Source organism: Longinema margulisiae, from assembly GCF_025266855.1.
GTDB lineage: Bacteria > Spirochaetota > Brevinematia > Brevinematales > Thermospiraceae > Thermospira.
Genome location: NZ_CP053071.1, coordinates 220,931 through 240,634 on the forward strand (window position 1 = coordinate 220,931; position 19,704 = coordinate 240,634).

The 19,704-nt window shown below is 46.8% G+C and carries 17 protein-coding genes; 2 read left to right on the forward strand and 15 right to left on the reverse strand.

The genetic code is table 11. From position 1 onward, the window contains the following. Positions 1 to 55 precede the first annotated feature (55 nt). From BREVNS_RS01005 to rpmB, 12 genes are all read right to left on the reverse strand, one after another. Positions 56 to 790 (reverse strand): SIR2 family NAD-dependent protein deacylase, encoded by a 735-nt coding sequence (locus tag BREVNS_RS01005; protein ID WP_483427215.1) that lies wholly within the window; start codon positions 788 to 790, stop codon positions 56 to 58. Between the two features lie 19 nt (positions 791 to 809). Continuing rightward, entirely contained in the window at positions 810 to 2,150 is a 1,341-nt protein-coding gene (locus tag BREVNS_RS01010; protein WP_483427216.1) for an FAD-dependent oxidoreductase, read from the reverse strand. A 27-nt stretch (positions 2,151 to 2,177) separates the two neighbouring features. Then, positions 2,178 to 3,716 (reverse strand): transcription termination factor Rho, encoded by a 1,539-nt coding sequence (gene rho, locus BREVNS_RS01015; RefSeq protein ID WP_483427217.1) that lies wholly within the window; start codon positions 3,714 to 3,716, stop codon positions 2,178 to 2,180. Positions 3,717 to 4,053: 337 nt separating this feature from the next. Continuing rightward, positions 4,054 to 7,200, reverse strand: coding sequence for a periplasmic flagellar collar protein FlcA (gene flcA, locus BREVNS_RS01020; protein ID WP_483427218.1), 3,147 nt, complete (start codon positions 7,198 to 7,200; stop codon positions 4,054 to 4,056). Positions 7,201 to 7,297: 97 nt separating this feature from the next. Beyond that, a complete protein-coding gene (locus BREVNS_RS01025) occupies positions 7,298 to 8,011 on the reverse strand; it encodes a ComF family protein (RefSeq protein ID WP_483427219.1) in 714 nt (237 codons plus the stop codon). A 1-nt stretch (position 8,012) separates the two neighbouring features. Further along, on the reverse strand, positions 8,013 to 9,860 hold the full coding sequence (gene glmS / locus BREVNS_RS01030) for a glutamine--fructose-6-phosphate transaminase (isomerizing) (RefSeq protein WP_483427220.1): 1,848 nt from the start codon (positions 9,858 to 9,860) through the stop codon (positions 8,013 to 8,015). Between the two features lie 11 nt (positions 9,861 to 9,871). After that, entirely contained in the window at positions 9,872 to 10,363 is a 492-nt protein-coding gene (gene ruvC / locus BREVNS_RS01035) for a crossover junction endodeoxyribonuclease RuvC (protein ID WP_483427221.1), read from the reverse strand. Beyond that, positions 10,360 to 11,529: a bifunctional phosphopantothenoylcysteine decarboxylase/phosphopantothenate--cysteine ligase CoaBC gene (coaBC, locus tag BREVNS_RS01040; RefSeq protein WP_483427222.1), complete on the reverse strand. Its 1,170-nt coding sequence runs from the start codon at positions 11,527 to 11,529 to the stop codon at positions 10,360 to 10,362. The genes ruvC and coaBC overlap by 4 nt, the downstream gene beginning before the upstream one ends. Positions 11,530 to 11,534: 5 nt before the next feature. Then, a complete protein-coding gene (locus tag BREVNS_RS01045) occupies positions 11,535 to 12,707 on the reverse strand; it encodes an NHL repeat-containing protein (RefSeq protein WP_483427223.1) in 1,173 nt (390 codons plus the stop codon). Next, positions 12,691 to 13,812 (reverse strand): pyridoxal phosphate-dependent aminotransferase, encoded by a 1,122-nt coding sequence (locus BREVNS_RS01050; protein ID WP_483427224.1) that lies wholly within the window; start codon positions 13,810 to 13,812, stop codon positions 12,691 to 12,693. Before BREVNS_RS01050 ends, BREVNS_RS01045 begins: the two co-directional genes overlap by 17 nt. Continuing rightward, entirely contained in the window at positions 13,809 to 14,447 is a 639-nt protein-coding gene (hisG, locus tag BREVNS_RS01055) for an ATP phosphoribosyltransferase (RefSeq protein WP_483427225.1), read from the reverse strand. The genes BREVNS_RS01050 and hisG overlap by 4 nt, the downstream gene beginning before the upstream one ends. 432 nt (positions 14,448 to 14,879) lie before the next feature. Further along, the gene (gene rpmB / locus BREVNS_RS01060) at positions 14,880 to 15,077 is read right to left on the reverse strand and encodes a 50S ribosomal protein L28 (protein ID WP_483427226.1); all 198 of its coding nucleotides are present in this window, start codon (positions 15,075 to 15,077) and stop codon (positions 14,880 to 14,882) included. A 245-nt stretch (positions 15,078 to 15,322) separates the two neighbouring features. On the opposite strand from rpmB, the gene BREVNS_RS01065 reads away from it, so the two are divergent. Together BREVNS_RS01065 and BREVNS_RS01070 are read left to right on the forward strand one after the other, a co-directional pair. After that, entirely contained in the window at positions 15,323 to 15,880 is a 558-nt protein-coding gene (locus BREVNS_RS01065) for a CinA family protein (protein WP_483427227.1), read from the forward strand. Further along, positions 15,877 to 16,173 (forward strand): hypothetical protein, encoded by a 297-nt coding sequence (locus BREVNS_RS01070; protein WP_483427228.1) that lies wholly within the window; start codon positions 15,877 to 15,879, stop codon positions 16,171 to 16,173. Before BREVNS_RS01065 ends, BREVNS_RS01070 begins: the two co-directional genes overlap by 4 nt. On the opposite strand, the gene fliI is transcribed toward BREVNS_RS01070, so the two are convergent. From fliI to fliG, 3 genes are read right to left on the reverse strand one after another with little or no spacing between them, the layout of a single operon-like run. After that, positions 16,174 to 17,580, reverse strand: coding sequence for a flagellar protein export ATPase FliI (gene fliI / locus BREVNS_RS01075; RefSeq protein ID WP_483427229.1), 1,407 nt, complete (start codon positions 17,578 to 17,580; stop codon positions 16,174 to 16,176). Then, positions 17,577 to 18,587: a flagellar assembly protein FliH gene (fliH, locus tag BREVNS_RS01080; protein ID WP_483427230.1), complete on the reverse strand. Its 1,011-nt coding sequence runs from the start codon at positions 18,585 to 18,587 to the stop codon at positions 17,577 to 17,579. Before fliH ends, fliI begins: the two co-directional genes overlap by 4 nt. A 15-nt stretch (positions 18,588 to 18,602) precedes the next feature. Continuing rightward, complete coding sequence (fliG, locus tag BREVNS_RS01085; RefSeq protein ID WP_483427231.1) at positions 18,603 to 19,700, reverse strand: flagellar motor switch protein FliG; 1,098 nt, start codon at positions 19,698 to 19,700, stop codon at positions 18,603 to 18,605. Positions 19,701 to 19,704 lie beyond the last annotated feature (4 nt).

Sequence of the window (19,704 nt, forward strand, 5' to 3'; positions counted from 1 at the left end):
GGGATGCTTTACCCTTTCCTGAGCACTTTTTGCACTTGCTTGTTTCTTTACCCCATCACAAAAAACCAAGTTTTTGCAGGGTCTCATCAATATCCTCATGGATAACCACATCCGCTTCATCGTCAAGGGGAGTGGCTTCTTTATTCAGAATAACAAAATGGGCATTCTCATCCCTATAGCCCGGAAGCCCGGCCACGGGATACACCACAAGAGAACTTCCAAGCACCATTAAGAGATCTGCCGTCTGAACAAATTGCATGGCTTTTTCCAGCCCCATGACATACTCCCCAAAGAAAACTACATGGGGCTTCAAAATCCCACCACATCCCTGACAAAGAGGTGTTTCCCCCTTTTTGACCTTCTCATCAATCCATCCTTCCGTCCCATACGAAGCCCTGCACGAAAGACAATCCCATTGCCGAAGATGCCCATGAATCTCAATCACATTGGCCGAACCAGCCTTGTGATGAAGACCATCTATATTCTGGGTGATGATCATTTTGAGTCGGCCCAATTCCTCCAACCGTTTCAAAAAGCGATGAGCATAGGTTGGTTGGGCTGAAGTGATTTGCTCATAGAGAGGACCAAAGGTTTTATAAAACTCATCCGGGTGATCTCGAAAATAGTCGATATGAAAAAGGGTTTCATTGACCCCTCCCTGTCGGTAAATCCCCGAAGAGGACCGAAAATCGGGAATCCCTGCCTTGGTCGATATCCCCGCCCCGGTAATCACCACAAGAGACCGACTCTTTTGCAAAAAATCCATGAGCCTATCTACCTGTTTACTCATATTCTCCCTCCTTTTTCACCTAAATCTCAAGGGCAAATCTTCCTACAAAATCTTCCATGGTTCCGGCTATATACATCACCTCTCCTATCTCATGAAACCGCACTCCCTGAGCCATGGCCAAAGAAAAAAGATTCACCAAAGATTCGGCACATGGCCCGTATACCACAGCCCCAAGGATATGTTGTTTCACCTTGTGAAGCAAAACCGACACAATAACCTTTCTTTGTTTCTCCTGCCCCTCTAAAAAAGGCCACTCTCTTTCCACAAGCTGGATCTCATACGGTTGAAACCTCATCTTCGCTTCCTCCACCGTCATTCCGACCCTCGCCAAAGGATAATCAAGAAAGAGCACCTCCGGCACAAGACGATAGTCAATCCTGTCCTTGTGGAGTTGCACAGAAGAGACCAGAGGAGGAACCATATCCAAAAAGACATTCTCTGCCACCAAAATCCCCTCTCGTTTGGCGACCTGAGCCTCACACCCGGGGTGAATTATATCCCCAATGGCAAAGACTCCTTTTACCTTTGCCTCATACCTCTCATTTACCTGAACCTTCCCCGTAGTCACATCTTTTTCGAGAGAAAAAGGAAGTGTACTTCTTCTCCTTGAGAGAAAACACACCTTTTCTCCAGAGAGGGTGATTTCGTTTCCCCAACTGTCCTGAAGAGAGGCTTTCCAGAGGCTTCCGTCCCTCTCTATTTTTGAGAGGGTACACCCTTCGATAATCTTGACCCCTGCCCTTCTCAGAAGATGCTCCCCCACCTGACGAAAGCGTTCCCCCTTTCCCTGGAGAATCACCCCCGTTGATGTTACTAAACTCACTTCACTCCCTAACGAAGCAAAAAGATACGCCACCTCACAGGCCTCCCTCCCCTCCCCAAAAACAAGAAGAGAAGAAGGAAGATTTTCCCATTCTGTCCACATCTCAAAGGAATCACCAGCGGTATCCGGTACCTCCCATTGACTCCCCGTCGCTACTATCACCCTCTCTGTCTCATAGGACACCCCATCAACAGAAAAAAGAAAGGGAGAAGTAAAGACCGCTCTCCCGTACACGATTTCCACTCCAAGCCGAAGAAGCTCTTCCTTGATCGACTGTCTCCAGAAGTTCCAGAAGTTAACAAGCCTCTGTCTCAATTCACGATAACGCTCTAAAGGATTTTTCTCCCTGAGAAGACGATTCTCCTCCATCAGAAACCGAAGCGCCAACACCCCCTGCCTCAAAGCCTTTCCACCCAATGCCTCCTCAGAGGGCACAACCAGAAGGGGAGATTGATGGAGCTCCGCAAGTTTTCGTGCGGCTTCTATCCCCGCTATTCCTCCTCCGACAACGACCACAGAGCGGTGTCTTGGCTCCATCCTTCGGTCCTCTTTTCCAGAAAAAGATTAACTTTTCCCATTCAGATTGGCATACACCTGAAGATTCTGGATAAACTCTTCATTGGTGGTAGCCTTTCGAAGGGCGGCTGACAATTTCTCGATCACATCCTCATTGGACATACCAGCAAAGGCCCGACGAAGCATATGAACCCTTTCAAGGGTGACAGGATCAAGAAGCAGCTCTTCTCGACGGGTACCGGAGAGCTTGAGATCAATCGCCGGGAAGATACGCATATTGGCAAGGTTTCTATCAAGATGGATTTCCATATTACCCGTTCCCTTGAACTCCTCATAAATCACCTCATCCATCTTGCTCCCTGTATCAATGAGCGCCGTCGCTAAAATGGTGAGGCTTCCCCCTTCTTCGATATTTCTCGCCGCTCCAAAAAACTTTTTGGGCTTATAAAGGGTATTGGCATCAATACCACCGGAGAGGATTTTTCCGCTGGCTGGCTCCACCTGGTTATAAGCACGGGCAAGACGGGTGATAGAATCAAGAAGAATCACCACATCATGGCCTGATTCCACAAGTCTTTTCGCCTTTTCCAAGACCATATTGGCCACCTGAATATGCTTCTGTGGTGGTTCATCAAAGGTGGAACTAATCACCTCCGCCTTGACTGAACGCTGCATCTCTGTCACTTCCTCAGGACGCTCATCCACTAAGAAAATAATAAGCGTCACCTCAGGATGATTCTGGGTAATACTATTGGCTATTTTCTGAAGCAGTGAAGTCTTCCCCGCCTTTGGTGGAGAAACGATGAGCCCTCTCTGCCCCTTTCCAATAGGGGTGAAAAGATCCATGATTCGCATCGCTATCTCATTTGGGGTGGTCTCAAGTCTCAAACGCTCGTTGGGAAACAAAGGCGTAAGGTTATCAAAAAGAGGCCGCCGCTTTGCTTCCTCAGGGGAAAGATCATTGACCTTTTCAATCCGCATGAGGGCAAAAAACTTCTCTTCTTCTGGCTTCTTGGGGGGACGAATATGCCCCTCGATGGTATCACCATTCCTTAGACGAAAGTTATGAAGCTGATGCCCCGAAACATAGATATCATCAGAACTGGCATAATAAGAATACCGGGGAGAACGGAGAAAACCAAAGGTATTGTCCCGCTCTTTCTCAATAATCTGAAGGGTTCCTCCCCCATAAATAATGCCGTTTTTATCCGCATGCTTACGGAGAATCTGGTAGATCAGTTCCTGCGTATGCATGTCTTCGTAGTTTTCAATCTCCATATACTCCGCAACTTTCACCAGTTCTGTAATAGAAAGCTGTTTGAGTTTATTGAGAAAAATAATAGACCTATCTTCCGTAAAAATTTGTTTCAGCACATCCTCAAGATTATTTGAAGGAACATACTTGGCAAAGAGAAGATGTTTATAGCTTGGCTTCTGAGTCTCAGGAAGACCCTGCATACCCTCCTGACCGCCATTCTCAAGAGAAGCCGCCTGAGATTCAGGGGGTGTCTCCTGGGAAGCCTCCGCCGGTGATTGGGAAACATTCTCTTCAGCATTCACCTTCAACACAATCTTTTTTCTTGGCATACTCGCTCCTTCTGTTTTGTCTCTTATTCTCCGAAAAGATATATCTTCTTTGAAGATTCTCTTGAAAACTCTTCTTTACTCCTCAGAAACAAAAGTCTTTTCTCCACCGTTGACACATGTTGTGTTCTGAGAAGCAAGTAGAAATGGTGGTATCTTTCCCCTATTGAAAACTGATTTTCTCCCTCTCCCTGTCCGGGATTCTATCATGATGGCTTTTTGTTCCCATTGAAGGTAGGACAAGTAGACGTTTTTTCTTGTTCTCTTTTATCTTAGAGATAACAGAAAAAAAAGTCAATTTTTTTCCTATCAAAATACAAAATTTTTCTCTTCTTTCTTCTCACAGGGTATCGATCATGCCATTTTTCAATTCTTCTAATATCCGTTGAAGTGAGGTACGTTTCACAAGGGTCTCATCAAGACGGGCCATTCTCCCTCGAATGCCCTTATTGAGGACAACTTTGATATTGTATTCGGCTTCGGGATAGAGAAGCCCTACCTTATTTGCCATATTCTTGGCCTCATAAAAATAGAGAAGGGCTTTGGCTTCATATTCCTGAGCCATTTTTGGATTTTGTTTGGCTGCGGTAAAATACACCACGCCTAAGTTATTGTAGGCGCGGGCAAGCTGCGTAAATACCTCCCTGTGCCTGATGGAATCTGGATTGATATACTTGATCCGTCGGGCAATATCCTTGAAATAATCAATCGCCTTGAGGTAATTCACTTCGGCCAAGTCCCCTATCCCCATCTTCTGATAGACATTCCCGATAGCGTACGAATAATAGGGATTCAGGGGATCTGTGGTATAAATCTCTGAAAGAACCTTGAGAGCCTCCTCATAGTTTCCATATTTGTAATAGAGCCACGAAAGATTATAAAAAAGCTTTGGATCAGGCGACAATTTATCGACCTGTCCCATCTGATAGAGCTGATAGGCCACCTGATAATACCCAAGCGCACGAAACAGAGCCGCTTCCTCATCCTTGAACGCCAAGTCATTGTAAAAATAGAGATGGCCTAAATTGACATACGGCTTGTAATACGCAGGGGCTATCCGCTGTGCCGCCTCAAACAGAGCAATCGCCATCCGCTTGGCCTGGGGACTCTCATCCGTGGTGTAGTAGATCTCTCCCATGAGGTTATAGGCTTTGGCATTTGACGGATTAAGCCCCACCGCATTGGAAAGCGCCCACAGAGCACGCACAAAGTCCATATTGATCGTCTGGAGTCGTCCATACTGGTAGAGGGTCTCATCGTACACAGGCTTCTGGTTCGAAAACTTTGCCATGGATTCATCAAGCACATAAGCCCCATCACTCTCACGGATCTTGATCTTGATGAGAGGAATAAGTTTCTCAAGGACCTTTCTTGCATCAGAAAGACGCCTCTTGTCAATATAATAGCTCGCTAACCGGGTGAGGATTGGAAAATTGATGGCTCGTTTGTTGAGTTTTTCAATAATTTTGTATCGACCATCGATGAGAGTTTCATTGGTCACCCTCACGGCTATGTCAAGAAGACGAAAGTGGGCTGCCACATCCTTGCTTTTTTTCATGAGATAGGTTTCATAGAGGTCATTTGCCTTTTTGAATCTCTCAAAACGATCAACGGTATCTGTCGTGCGCTCTGCCCATTCGACATAGGTTTGTCCTAAAGCGTCCACAATAGCAAAATCCCGTGGAGTTCGTTTGTAGAGACGGGTATAAAGGGCTACCGCTTCCTCATAACGAGGGGGATAGAGTTGCTTGTTAAATTCAGCATAGTTCATAATCGTAGTTCTTTCCAATGGTTTTCTCTGAAGTACCGCCTCGTATTTTTCTCTTGCCAAGTCCCATTGCCCCACTTCTGTATATTTTTTGGCAAAGATATTGTGCCACTTGACACTAAAGCCTCCGATTTCCTTTCCTCGTTGAAATTTTTTCTCGGCATAAACATAGTCTTTCTTGTCAATGGCGGCAAGACCCTTCTCATACTCTCGACCAGCAAGCCATGGTTGAATAACCCCGACCCACATCAGGGCCGAAAGGGCCACAGAAACCAAAAGAAGAATAAGACTGAGCCCACCAACTTTCCCAAGTTGCTTATTGAGTTGTTCTGCCTTGATAGCCTCTTCGGTATAAATCACCTGGCGGGTAGGTTTAGCAAAAGAAGGTGGGGTTCTCGGTTCTACACGAACATTTTGAAGATACCTTCTATCAAAGGCCTCGAGGGAAGCATCATCCTCATTGAGAAGAAGCTTGAGAATAAGTTCTTTGAGTAAATCCTCGGCAAGGCTAGCTTTGACAATCGCTTCACGGATACGTTGCCTCACCTCTGGTTTTCGAATACGATTGATTCTCTCTCTGATTTTGATGGCTTTTTCCGGATCAAGGAGAAGCTCTTGAGAGGTAGCCTCTGCCATCCCCCTCTTCTCGGCGCCTCCTGAAACCGCCGGTTCCTCCGCCTCAAAATCAAAGGAGGGGGCTTTCCAGGTTTCAACTTGAGAAGAAGGCTCTTCCCCAAAAGCAGAGAAGCCACCACCAGCAGAAGGTTCCACTTCTGGAACCTCTATCTCACCCCACTCTTCACCACCTTCAAAGGAGGGTGCCGCTTTTTCACTCTCCCACCCCATTTCAAGAGGAGGAGTCTCTGGTTCTCCAAATCCCTCAAGTCCTATCTCTGGGGTAGACAGTTCCACTGGCGTCTCGTCGAAGGAAGGAAAAGCATACGGTTCCACTTTCCCTGTTTCCATCTCCGGGGTTTCCATCTCCCCAAAGCCTTCTAACGAAGGCATCTCCGCTTCTTCGGTAGGTGTTTCCAGGCTAAAAGATGTCTCCGGGGCAAAAGCCTCTTCCAGTGAAGGCCCAGTTTCCCCTCCCATCTCAGGGGCAAAGGGCATAGATGGTTCTGCAGCCGCTTTCTCCGGCTCTGAGATACCTAATGAAGAGAACAAATCCTCCAACCCACCTGCGGCAGAAGGAGAAACTTCAGGTTCTACTTTCATTTGGCCCAAAAGATCAGCAAGTCCACTATCAATTTCCCCTTCGGGAACAGAGAGTTTTATCTCTTCAGGGGTAACTACTTGTTTTTCCTCTTCAACCATTTCCTCGCCAAATGGGGAGATGCTTTCTTCTGGGGCTTCCTCCTCCATGGTACTCACAATGTCTCGAAGAGAACTAAACCTCGTCTCAAGTTCATCAAGAGATGGCGGAGGCCCATCAAGAGCCGCCAGTTCTTTCAAAAGTTCTTCAGAAAGAGAAACCGAAGCCCCCATTCCTAAGGAAGCTCCTCCAGCCGTCCCCACTTCTTCGCCTGTAGGTGGCTGTACAAAAGAAGCCCCTCCCTCTGCCTGAAGGAGCCGCTCAACGTTAGCCATGGCATCAGGATGCACATCAGAAAGACGTGTGGGAATATCATCCATTGTCTCTAGACCAGCTTCTATCTGCTGTGGAGAAAAACTCTCTTCCTTGCCCAAAAACTTCTCGATACTGTCAAATCTACCCATGGCTTCTTCTCACCTATCCCTCAAGGTACACCTTTTTTGTATATATCGGCATTTTATCAAGTTTGCCTTACTCTTTCTCTCAAAAAGCTTTTGTCTCTCATCCAGGGTAAAAAGGATCTCTGCCCAAAACACACCCATACACCTCAAAAGCCCCGGCCTCTCTCAAAACCCTCGCCACCTCTTCCATGGTACTACCCGTCGTAAAGACATCGTCCAGTACCAGAACCCTCATGTTCTCAATCTCTTGGGGCTTAGAAACCCAAAACTGTCCCCGTATCTCTCTCATTCTCTCTTCCCGTGAAAGGGTCTTTTGTTTTTTTCTCCTCCACTTGCTTTGAAGAATATCCCCTTGCAGATGAGAAAAAAATCTTCTCCAGAACACCTCCACGGGAGAAAAACCCCTTTTCCATACGGTTATCCAGTGAGATGGGACTACGGTTACCACATCCACCTCTGGCAACCGGGAAAACCACTCTGTTTTCTTCCTTTCGGCTAGAGACACAAGGTCTTCTAAAGCTCCTTTTCTCTCCTCAAACTTGAAAGCCTGATAGAGACGTTTCACGAGCCCCTCATAGGCAAAAAGGGCATAACTTCTTTCAAGAAACACCTCACCTGAGGCAAAGCGCGAGAAGCAATCATAACAGAGACCCTCTTTTGTGGCAAAGGGAAGCCTCTGATCACAATGCCTACAACGAAAAGGCGAGGTCTCTATCCCTTCTATCCTTTCAAGCTCTTCTCGACACACCAGTTTCCCATCGTCTTCACCAAGCACCCGACCACACGAAAGGCAAAAGGTGGTCCAGAGTCTCATCCTACTCTACCGTGACGGATTTGGCAAGATTCCGTGGCTTGTCCACATCAAGCCCTCTCAAGCGGGCTATCTCATACGCTAACATCTGCAAAGGCACCACTGTCAAGAGGGGAGAAAACTCCTCAAAAGTCTGCGGAATATACAAGACATCGTCCACATACTTCAGTACATGCTCGTCCTTTTCGGATAAGATAGCTATCACCTTCCCATGTCGGGCTTTTACCTCATGGATATTGCTCACCACCTTTTCATAGAGAGCATCCTTCGGGGCAATAAAGACTACCGGCATAAACTCATCAATCAAAGCAATAGGCCCATGCTTCATTTCTGCCGCAGGATATCCTTCCGCATGAATATACGAAATCTCCTTGAGTTTCAGAGCCCCTTCAAGGGCAACAGGATAATTAAACCCCCGCCCTAAATACAAAAAGTTTTTTGATTCACTATACTTTTTGGCCATATCCATAATAAGAGACTTCTGTTCAAGAATAGCCTTGATCTTCTCAGGAATAGTGGAGAGTTCTTTCAAAAGACGTTGTCCCTCGTAGAGACTCATATTCTTGAGACGCCCGAGGTAAATAGCAAAAAGAATGAGACTTGCCACCTGATTGGTAAAGGCCTTGGTCGAAGCCACCCCAATCTCTGGTCCAGCATGAAGATAAATCCCTCCATCACTTTCCCGGGCAATCGTGCTTCCTACGACATTCGTCATTCCCAAGACTTTCACCCCTTTACGTTTGGCTTCTCTGAGAGCCTCAAGGGTATCCGCTGTTTCCCCCGACTGACTGATCACCAGAACAAGATCGTTTTTCTTCAGAATAGGATTACGATAACGAAACTCAGAAGCATAATCCACCTCAACCGGAATTTCCCCAAAACGCTCAATCAAATACTTTCCGATAAGAGCTGCATGCCAACTTGTCCCACACGCGGTGATCACAATACGATGAACCTCCCGGAGTTCATCATCTGTCATATTGAGACCACCAAACTTTACCATACCTTCTTCGACATGAACACGACCACGAAGGGCATTGGATATCGCTTCCGGTTGTTCAAAGATCTCCTTCTCCATATAGGTCTCAAAACCACCCAGTTCAATAGCACTGAGATCCCACTCTACCCGTACAATTTCCTTGTCAATCCGTTGATAATCTAAGTCATAGGCCTTGTAGTTCTCGCTCTTGAGTACCACAAGCTCCTTGTCTTCTAAATAGATTACATTCCTGGTGTAGGGAAGAAGGGCATTCACATCAGAAGCCACAAACATCTCCCCTTCTCCTATCCCGATAACCAGAGGACTTCCATTTCTGGCGGCGACAATCTTGTAGGGTTCATCAGAACACACCACAGCAATCCCATAGGTCCCTTCGACTACCTTGAGAGCCTCCATGACGGCTGACTGAAGATTCCGATTGCCCTCCTTCTTGTAAAAGTCCTCAATGAGATGCACCAAAACCTCTGTATCCGTTTCTGAAACAAAGGTATATCCCTTTTTGAGAAGATACTGTTTCAAGGTCATATAATTTTCGATAATCCCATTATGCACAAGGGCAATTCTTCCTGAAGCACTGAGATGGGGATGGGCGTTTTCCTTGGTCACCCCACCATGCGTCGCCCAGCGAGTATGCCCAATCCCGATGGTAAAACACTGATTATGAAAACGACGAAAAACGGCATTGCGAAGGTTAGCTATTTTTCCTACCTGTTTTTCGATAGAGAGAGTTCCGTCCTTCTCCATCAACGCCACACCAGCTGAATCATATCCGCGATATTCCAGCCTGGCGAGTCCATCGAGAAGAACCTCTTTCGCATCCTTTGTCCCAATATATCCGACAATGCCACACATCGTGTGCCTCCTTATACATCCAATTTTACATCCAATTTTCGATAAAGCACCCCTACTATGGCTAAGGCTAGCGCATCTGCCACATCATCCGGTTTTGGGATCTCCGAAAGCCCGAGAATATACCCCACCGCCCGTTGCATCTGGGACTTGTTCGCCCGACCATGGCCGCACACCACTCGTTTCACACGAGAAGGAGACACCTCCAAAAGCCAAAGTCCCTTCTGAGCGGCTAAAAGCATCATCACCCCCCTCACCGCGCTCACCACCATAGCCGTCGTCACATTTTTAGAAAAAATAAGTTCTTCCATCACCAGTACATCCGGCATATACCTGTCCACCAAAACCCCTACGTCCTCATAAAGCACCTTGAGTCTCTCAGGGGTAGGCTGACCTTTCTCTGTCCTGACAAGACCATAGCCACAAACACGCTGCTCAGAACCCACTGTCTCTATTACCCCGTAACCCAACCGCTCAAGTCCAGGGTCAATCCCCATCACCCTCATGCCTTTTCTCCAAAAAAGAGAAAATCTACCACCTTTTCAACCACCCTTTCCTTCGGCAAACGGGGGATAGAGATCTCTTCCCCGGAAGCCTTATACACCACCACCTCATTCTCATCAGAACCCATAGGATGAAACTCCGAAGAGACGGTATTGAGAATAATAGCCTCTAAGCCTTTCCTTTTCATTTTTTCCTTTGCGTTACCCTCATGTCCCTTCATTTCAAGGGCAAAACCAATGAGTCTCTTCTCAGGGTAATGCTCATGGATAGTAGCGACAATATCTGGATTGGAAACAAGATCAAGAGAAAGTTGTCCTTCTCTTTTGATTTTCTCCCCTGCCATTTCTTTTGCCCGAAAATCAGCAGGAGCCGCGGCCATCACAAGAACATCATAATCTTTCATGACCTCATCAATGACCCTGAGCATATCCGCCGTCGTTTGCACCCGTCTGGAAGGAATATACAACGGCAAGGGAACCTCAGTTCTCCCGGCCACCAACAAAATCTCTGCTCCTAAAGAGAAAAGTCGCTTGGCAAAGGCTATCCCCATCTTTCCAGAAGAAAAGTTTGAAATATAGCGCACCGGATCTAAAGGTTCCACGGTAGCCCCCGTACTCACCACCACACGAAGGCCTTCGAGTGGTTTTCGGGGATCCTTGTCCACCACCCCGAGAATCACCTCCTCATCGGCAAGACGCCCCCGACCTGTATAACCACAGGCCAACTCCCCTACCTCCGGTTCATAGACCTCACAACCCACCTCTCGTAGTCTCTGGATATTCTGTTTCGTTAGGGGGTTTTCGTACATCTTGACATTCATGGCCGGAAAAATAACCTTGCGTTTCTCACAGGCAAGAAAGGTGGACGTCAAAAGGTTATCTGCCATCCCCCAGGCCAATTTGGCTATGGTATTGGCTGTAGCCGGAGCCACCACCATCACGTCACACCAATCGGCTAATTCAATATGGGCCAAAGGCCGACGACTATCAAAGTCCTCAACCCATACCGGTCTTTTAGAGAGCGTCTGCAAGAGAAAAGGAGAGACAAGCTTCGCCGCCGCAGGAGTCATCACCACCTCAACCTCATGACCCCTCTGGACAAGCCTGCGAATCACCTGCGGAATCTTGTACGCCGCAATACCGCCTGTAATACCAAATAGTATCTTCATAAACCCTATTCAAAAAGACGTGTTCGACTACGTTTCTTCCAGTGCAAAAGAATATACTGCTTGTTATTTTTCACAAGGATAGAATACAACTCCCCATCCGGGGCGACATAAAACCCAAAATTGGCATAGTAATCGCTCAGGATAGGGGCATACTGATAGGTATGCTGATCCTTGAACATATCGTAAAAATGAAAACGAACCACCTTGTACTTCTCATCGTACCCATACAAAACAATGGTATCATCCCACGTCACCCCAAGCACATCCTCAAGTCGGTTTTTTTCATCGAGAAGCTGGCGACTCACCGCATTCTTGAGAATACTATACATCTCAAGAATATTACGATACCCGACCAGTTGATTGCCCCTTTCAGGATGACTCTTGAAAAGATAATTTCCTGTGAAAAAGAGAAGCCTCTCGTCATTTTTCAGGTTTGCAATCCCATAGAGTTCACTTTGATAGGTCTCCCCATCAATCTCATGTTTTTTGGCAAGATACTGAGAATCAAACTCAAAATTGAGTTCCCCAGACGATGAATAGCGACGAACCTTCCAGAAAAGTTCACCATTTCTCTCTTCACGAAAATACACATAGAGATTGCCAAAGAGATCAAGGTCTATAAAATCTGGTGCCGGCATAGGGGGTGTATTGATCCCTCCTATCCCGATCGCAAAGAGAAATCGTCCATTGTACCCAAACTTATAAATGGCATACTGATGCATATCATTGGTGCTTTCTGCCTCTTTCCATGTCCTGTTCGTCTCAGGAAGAGAAACAAGGGCATAGATATCCCCATACTTATTGACCACCACCTGAAAAACCGTATCAAAGGCATACCCCTCTCCCACATTGGAAATCTCCATCTGTGGAATAGGCCTTCCAAACTGTCCAGGGGCATACACCAGAATCATCCGGCGATACTTATCGGCTATATAGACTTTTTTCCCAAGGATCTGAATACCCGTAGGGACATCTAAATAGTCCTTGATTTCCACATCATCAACAATCCCCTCATTGGTGAGAAGATCATAGTTAGAACCCACCTGACCCTGTCCATTTCCTATCTGAGCCACAAGAAAGACTTCCTTCCCCATCACCGCTGGCCTTCGTCCACAACCGGTGAGAAGAAAAACCATCACCCCCGCAAGAAGAATTCCCCATCTAACGAACTTTCGCATAGTATTCCTCACTCAGACCACGAAGAATTTCCACTCCCCTCTCCAGAACCTCATCTTTCGTTGCAAAAGAAATACGAAAATGGGTATCACGTTCCGAGAACACATTGCCTGGAATAATAAGCACCTTTCTGGCAATAGCCATTTCGACAAATTCAGAAGCCCTGCCAACCTTGAGCCCGGGGAACATGTAGAAGGCCCCACCTGGTTTCACAATATCAAAAGAGCCCTTGAGCCCCTCATAGATAATATCTCTTTTCCGCCGATAGGCCTCAAAATAAGGCGTCATATCCAGTTCAAGCGCCTTTACGGCCGCATACTGAAAGGGCGCCGGTGCACAGACAAAAGAGTATTGCTGAAGCTTTATCATGGTGGCTATGAGATCAGCCGGTCCTACCGCATATCCCAATCTCCAACCAGTCATCGCGTAGGTTTTGGAAAAACCTCCCAACAAAAGAACCTTGTCATACAAACCCACAGGGCTGGAAAGCTTCCCATCATAAACAAAACCATCATAGATCTCATCTGAAATGAGAAGAATATCATGCCTCTTGGCTACCTCTACAATAGCCCTGATATCCTCTTCCGGATACACATATCCCGTTGGATTGGCCGGAGAATTGAGAATGATGGCTTTTGTACGAGAGGTTATCGCTTTTTCCACTTCCCCAACAGGCAACCGAAAATCCGGATAGGTGGAAAGTATCACCGCTTTTCCATCAAGAAGATGGACAAGATGTTTATACATCACAAAATAGGGATCAAAAACGATAACCTCATCCCCCGGATCAAGAAGAGACAAAAGCGCAAGCATCAACCCTCCAGAAACCCCGGAGGTAATCATCACCTCTGATATCTCATACTGCTTCCCACGACTTCTTTTCACTTCTTCCAGAACTGCATGACGCAGTTCGTCAATTCCCTGGGTGAGGGTATATCGGTTAAATCCCTTACGGATAGCCTCAATAGCCGCCTCTTTCGCCTCTTCTGGAACATCAAAATCCGGTTGCCCGATACTGAAATTCACCGGATTCTCAATCTTTGCCGCCAGTTCAAAAACCTTGCGAATACCGGATGAATCAAGACGTTTAGAACGATTGGAAATCATGGCAACTTCTCCTTCACTATTTTTTTTATCTTTTCCGTCCAGTGAGACAGAATCTCATATCGCATATAAAAACTTCGTCTATTGACAATCCAGCGAGCAGTCGAATCAAAGATACGTTCCACGACATGAAGCCCATTCTCTCGAAGCGTTGCCCCTGTGGAGACAATGTCCACAATACAATCAGAAAGCCCTGTCACAGCCGCCAACTCCACGGAACCATAGAGCTTCAAAATCTCCGTCTGAAGAGAAAGCCCATCAAAAAAACGCCTGGCTATATTCGGATATTTGGTTGCCACCCGAAGAAAACCTCTCTCAAAGAGTTCTTCACGAGCAACAGTATTCACCGTAGCGACGGCCATGGTACACCCACCAAATCCTAAATCCACCAGTTCAAGCACATCGGTTCCCTGCTCCATGAGATCATCTTTGCCACAAATACCCACATCAGCGGTCCCCATTTCAACATAGGTAGGCACATCCCAGGCACGAACAAGGAGAACTCTCACCCCTTCTCCCACGTCAAAAATAAGCCGCCTCGAGTCCCGTTCGACAGGAATCTTCGTAATACCTGTCTCAAGGAGAATCTTTTCTGCATCCTCTCCCAAACGACCCTTGGGCAAGGCAATGGTTATCACGCTTTGCTCCTTTTGAGATACTCTTTTTATTATAGGAAAGAAGTTATTTTTTTTCAATAAAAAAAGACTTATTACGCATAGCTTGTCGTTCCACATACGAAACGAGACCCTTGCACGGGTGTTTTCTTCCCCTCTCTGGGTCAGGGGCTATGCCCCTCTTCCCCGTTTTTTCTGTTTACAAGGGCCGGTTTGTCTTTTTTATTCAAAAAAATTGGTTTATTTATTACAGCACGGAATATTTTGATACTAATTTTTGTTTCTTTATTACTTTTTTGAGACCTTCGCACATTCGTGCAAAGGTCTCAAGATGGTAAAACGAGTATTCAGTTTTTGTGTGAAGATAACCATTCTGTATGAATGTGGAACAACATAGCTAAAAACTTCCAGACAACAAAAAAGGCCTGTTTTTCAACAGGCCCTTCGCACCTTTCTTTAAGACTGGAGAAACTTATCAGCCTTACCGGCATGGAGACAGCTCATACATACTTTCATACGAACCGTCTTTCCCCCAACAGAGACCTTCATCTCTTTGAGATTGGGCTCCCAGCGAGTTCGCGTCTTTCTATGCGAATGGGAGATATTATTGCCATACACAGGACCTTTGCCACAAATATCACACCGACGAGCCATTCTTTTCCTCCATTTCTCTAAAATACGTCATATTATAATGCAAAAAGAAAAAAAAAGCAAGTTTTTCGGAAAAGATTCGCAAGCAAGGCTTTTTGCAAAGATGAAGAATTCTGCTATTACCATGTTTCAGCAAAAACGAAAGGAAGAAGACGACTCCCTCCTCACCCAAAAGCCCACTCTTTCAAAGCCGTAAAGAATTGCTTTTTTCCCCTCTTTTCGCTACACTATTCTCCAAGGAAAATTATATGAACACAACATCGCTTCCTTTTCCTCCCTGGCAAGAGATTATTCTCCTGGCTACCCAACAGGACAAAACCATAGCCGTTGCCGAATCCTGCACCGGTGGCGGTATAGGGAGTGCCCTTACCGATATTGCCGGGAGTTCTCGCACCTTTTTAGGCGGGGTCATAGCCTATGCCAATGAAGTCAAAATCCGTCTTTTAGGTGTGGCTCCAGAAACCCTCGCCTCCTGCGGTGCCGTTAGCTTTGAAACGTGCGATGCCATGCTCAAGGGAGTACGAAAAATTTTCTCCCCCTTTTATGCCATGGCTGTCACCGGTATTGCTGGACCACAGGGAGGAAGCCCTGAAAAACCCGTGGGAACCGTCTTTATAGGCCTGTCCACACCAGAGGAAACCACTCTCTTCCACTGCTATTTTTCCGGCAACCGGGGGGACATACGACAACAGAGTATTTCTTTTGCAGGATGGCTTCTTCTCTCTTCTCTCAAAGGAGAACAGATGCCCCTCATCTCACCATTTATCATAGAAACAAAAAGAAAAAAACATGCGGAGGATATATGATCCAGAGACTCTGGCTTTTTGGGCTTATCATACTCGCAGAGGCTGTGATTGTTGTCTTTTTGTGGTTCTTGGCCACTTCCCTGCCTCTTTTTTATACTTTTGTCGTCATCATCACAAGCCTTGCCCTTCTTTTCTGGTGGCGCCACACCGTATGGAAAGAGAAACAAAAAATCTACGACACTGAAACCCTCTCCAAACAGAAACGTGCCACCCTTCTCCTTGCCACGAAAATCATCGGTTTACTTCTTGTGGTGACCTATGTGGGCTTTCTCATCTCGGTAGCCGTAGGATAATCAAGGACGAAAGGGCGGTCTTGTCTTTCGACCTTCCATGAGGATCCGCTGCAAATGGGACATCATCTCTTCAAACGAGACCTTCTCAAAAATACCCTGCCGAAGGAAATTTTCAATAGCCGAAATACGCAAAAGAGCCTCATCAATCTTTGGATCGCTTCCCCTCACATAAGCCCCAATACGAATGAGATCCTCAGCCTCGCGATAGGTGGCCAAAAGCTCTTTGATCTTGGCCGCAAGAAGTTTATGCTCCTCAGAAGCGATATCAACCATGAGTCGACTCACACTGGCAAGAACATCAATCGCGGGGTAGTGATTTTTCTGAGCTAGCTGCCGTGAAAGCACAATATGGCCGTCCAAAATCCCTCTCACCGTATCAGAAATCGGTTCATTTACATCGTCTCCTTCTACCAGAACCGTATAAAAGGCGGTAATAGAACCCTTCTCCGATGTTCCTGTCCTTTCCAAAAGCTTTGGAAGGGTGGAAAAGACGCTTGGGGTGTACCCCTTGGTTGCCGGTACCTCTCCCACCGCAAGCCCCACCTCTCGCTGAGCCATGGCAAATCGCGTCACAGAGTCCATCATAAACATCACATCAAGACCCTGATCCCGGAAATACTCCGCTATAGCCGTTGCCACATACGCTCCCCGAATCCGAAGCATGGGCGGTTCATCAGACGTTACCACCACCACCACAGAGCGTTTCAAACCCTCTTCTCCAAGATCCCTCTCAATAAACTCACGAACTTCCCTTCCTCGTTCTCCGATCAGGGCTATCACATTCACATCCGCCAAGGTATTCCTGGCAATCATCCCAAGAAGGGTAGATTTTCCCACCCCGCTTCCAGAGAATATACCTATACGCTGTCCCTTGCCCACGGTGAGAAGCCCATCAATTGCTCTCACCCCTGTGACCATCACTTCCTGGATACGACGCCGCTCGTAGGCACTCGGAGGATGACGATCCACAGGATACATCAAGGGGGCCTGAATATACCCCTTGCCATCAATAGGTTCCCCATCACCACCAAGGATTCTTCCAAGGACCTCCTTTCCCACCGTCACCTCAAGCTTGCGTCGCGTGTTGACCACTCGCATCCCGGGAGAAATACCCCGGATTTCGCCAAGGGGCATAATGATGGTACGCTTGTCCCTGAAACCAGCAATCTCGGCCCTTACCCGACTGCCATCTCCTGTTTCAACCCAGCAGACATCTCCAATAGCCCCAAAAGGTCCATTGGCTTCAATCGTCAAGCCCACGACATTGACAACACGACCGATGGTTTTTACAGGCACAACCCTTTCAAGCGCCTGCTCATACTTGAAATAGATATCCTCACTATGAAGAACAATGTCCCCCTCTAAAAGAGACTCAGGAACAGAAACTCCACTATAGACGGCCTTCATTGGAGCATGATCTCTTTTTCTTCTTTTGGTTCAGCAGGAGCCTGTTCTGTACGAACAATCTCATCAAGCCCTTTGGTTTTTACACGGGCTGGAACATAGAATTGAATCTTATTCTCAAGTTCCTCAAGCTGCGTAGCGATAGTAGCGTCCACTTCACCAATATCCGTTTCAATAAGCACTCCCCCTCTATCCACCGCCGGATTTTCAAAGAACTTCACCTCCGGCATCCCCTCAATCATACGAATAAGCTCCTCTTTGTGCTGAACGGTAAAGTTATAATCCTCTGGATTCACATGGATATAGACCCGCATGGCCCCCCGAACTAAAGAAAGGGCCTCCTTGGCATTATTGAGCACCACATTCTGCTCTTCAACAGTAAGCCTTTTCACCACTTTTTTCACCATGGTGAGAATGAGATTCAGAATCTGTTGCTCACTATGAACAAGGATCTTCTCCCGTTCCTGAATGGTGGCATAGATAACCTGCTTGAGCCTTTCTACCATGGTTCTCAGCTCTTCACGCCCTTCCGCAAAGCCTTCCTCGTGTCCCCTCGCAAAACCTTCCTTCTGAGCTTCCTGACGAATACGCTGAGCCTCTTCCTGGGCTGCAACAAGAATCTTCTCCGCCTCCTGCCTTGCCTCAGCCAAAATCCCCTCTGCTTCTCGTCGTTTCTCTTCGATAATCCTTTCCTGATCCTCAAGAGACTTTTGCACCCGATCAAAGGCCGCTTTTTCTGCTTCTTTGACAATCCGTTCTGCTTCCAGTTCGGCTTTTTCAACAATCTCCTCAGCAGTGCGTTCACTCTTTTCTATCTTGGTATTGATTTCATTCTCAAGAGAACGGATCTCCTCCTTCAAACTCTCAATACGCTGAAGGGACTCATCAATCTCCTGCTCTCTTGTTTTCTTAAAAACCCTCGGTGCCTCAAGAATATAACGATTGGACTCGATCCGGTACTGCCCTTCACGAAGCACACGGAGTCTGTATTCAAGAGAGGAATCCTTCATAGTATCTCCTTTCCGTTAGACGATAATCTCGTCCTCGGCATTTCTGGAGAGCACCACCTCACCCTGCTCTTCGAGTTTGCGAATGATATTCACAATCTTCTGCTGGGCTTCTTCCACGTCTTTCAAGCGGATAGGACCCATATACTCCATATCCTCTTTGAGCATTTGTGCGGCTCTCTTAGACATATTTCGGAAAACTTTGTCCTGAACTTCAGCATCCACAGCCTTAAGAGCCTTGGCAAGGTCATTATTCTCCACATGGCGAAGCACCTTCTGGATAGAACGATCATCAAGGGTCACAATATCCTCAAAGACAAACATCTTCTTCTTAATTTCTTCGGCAAGATCTGGATCGTCTTCCTCAAGCGCCTCAATAATATTGCGTTCTGTGGTTCTATCAGAACTATTGAGAATGGCCACCACCGCATCAATACCACCAGCCTGGGTGAAGTCTTCGCTTGCCAAGGTAGAAAGCCTGCGCTCAAGCACCCGTTCTACCTCACGCAAAATTTCCGGTGAGGTTCTATCCATGGTAGCAATACGCTTTGCCACATCCGCCTGAATCTCATGAGGAAGGGCACTGAGAATACTTGCGGCTTTCTGTGGATCAAGGTAGGAGAGAATGAGAGCAATCGTCTGCGGGTGTTCATTCTGAATGAAGTTGATAAGATGCGCCGGATCCGCTCGCCTAATAAAATCAAAGGGCTTGGTCTGAAGAGAAGAGGTAAGACGGTTGATAATATCCACCGCTTTCTGGGTACCAAGGGCACGTTCTAGAACCTCACGGGCATAATCCACACCACCATTGATGATAAAGTCCTGAGCCATCATGAGTTCCTGGAACTCCATAAGTACCGCATCCCTGTCCTCAGGATCCACCTTGTCTATACGGGCAATCTCAAAGGTGAGTTCCTCAACCTCGTCTTCTTTCAGGTGTTTGAAAATCTCAGCCGACACCTCAGGACCGATCGACACGAGAAAAATAGCGGCCTTTTCCCGACCGGTGAGGGGTTTCTTTTTATCCCGCTTTCCCGGGGTAGTTGCTTTTCCAGCGGCGGTTGTGGTTTTTTTCCCTTCGTCCTTCTTTGTGGCCAAGGTTTTTTCCTCTGCCATACTC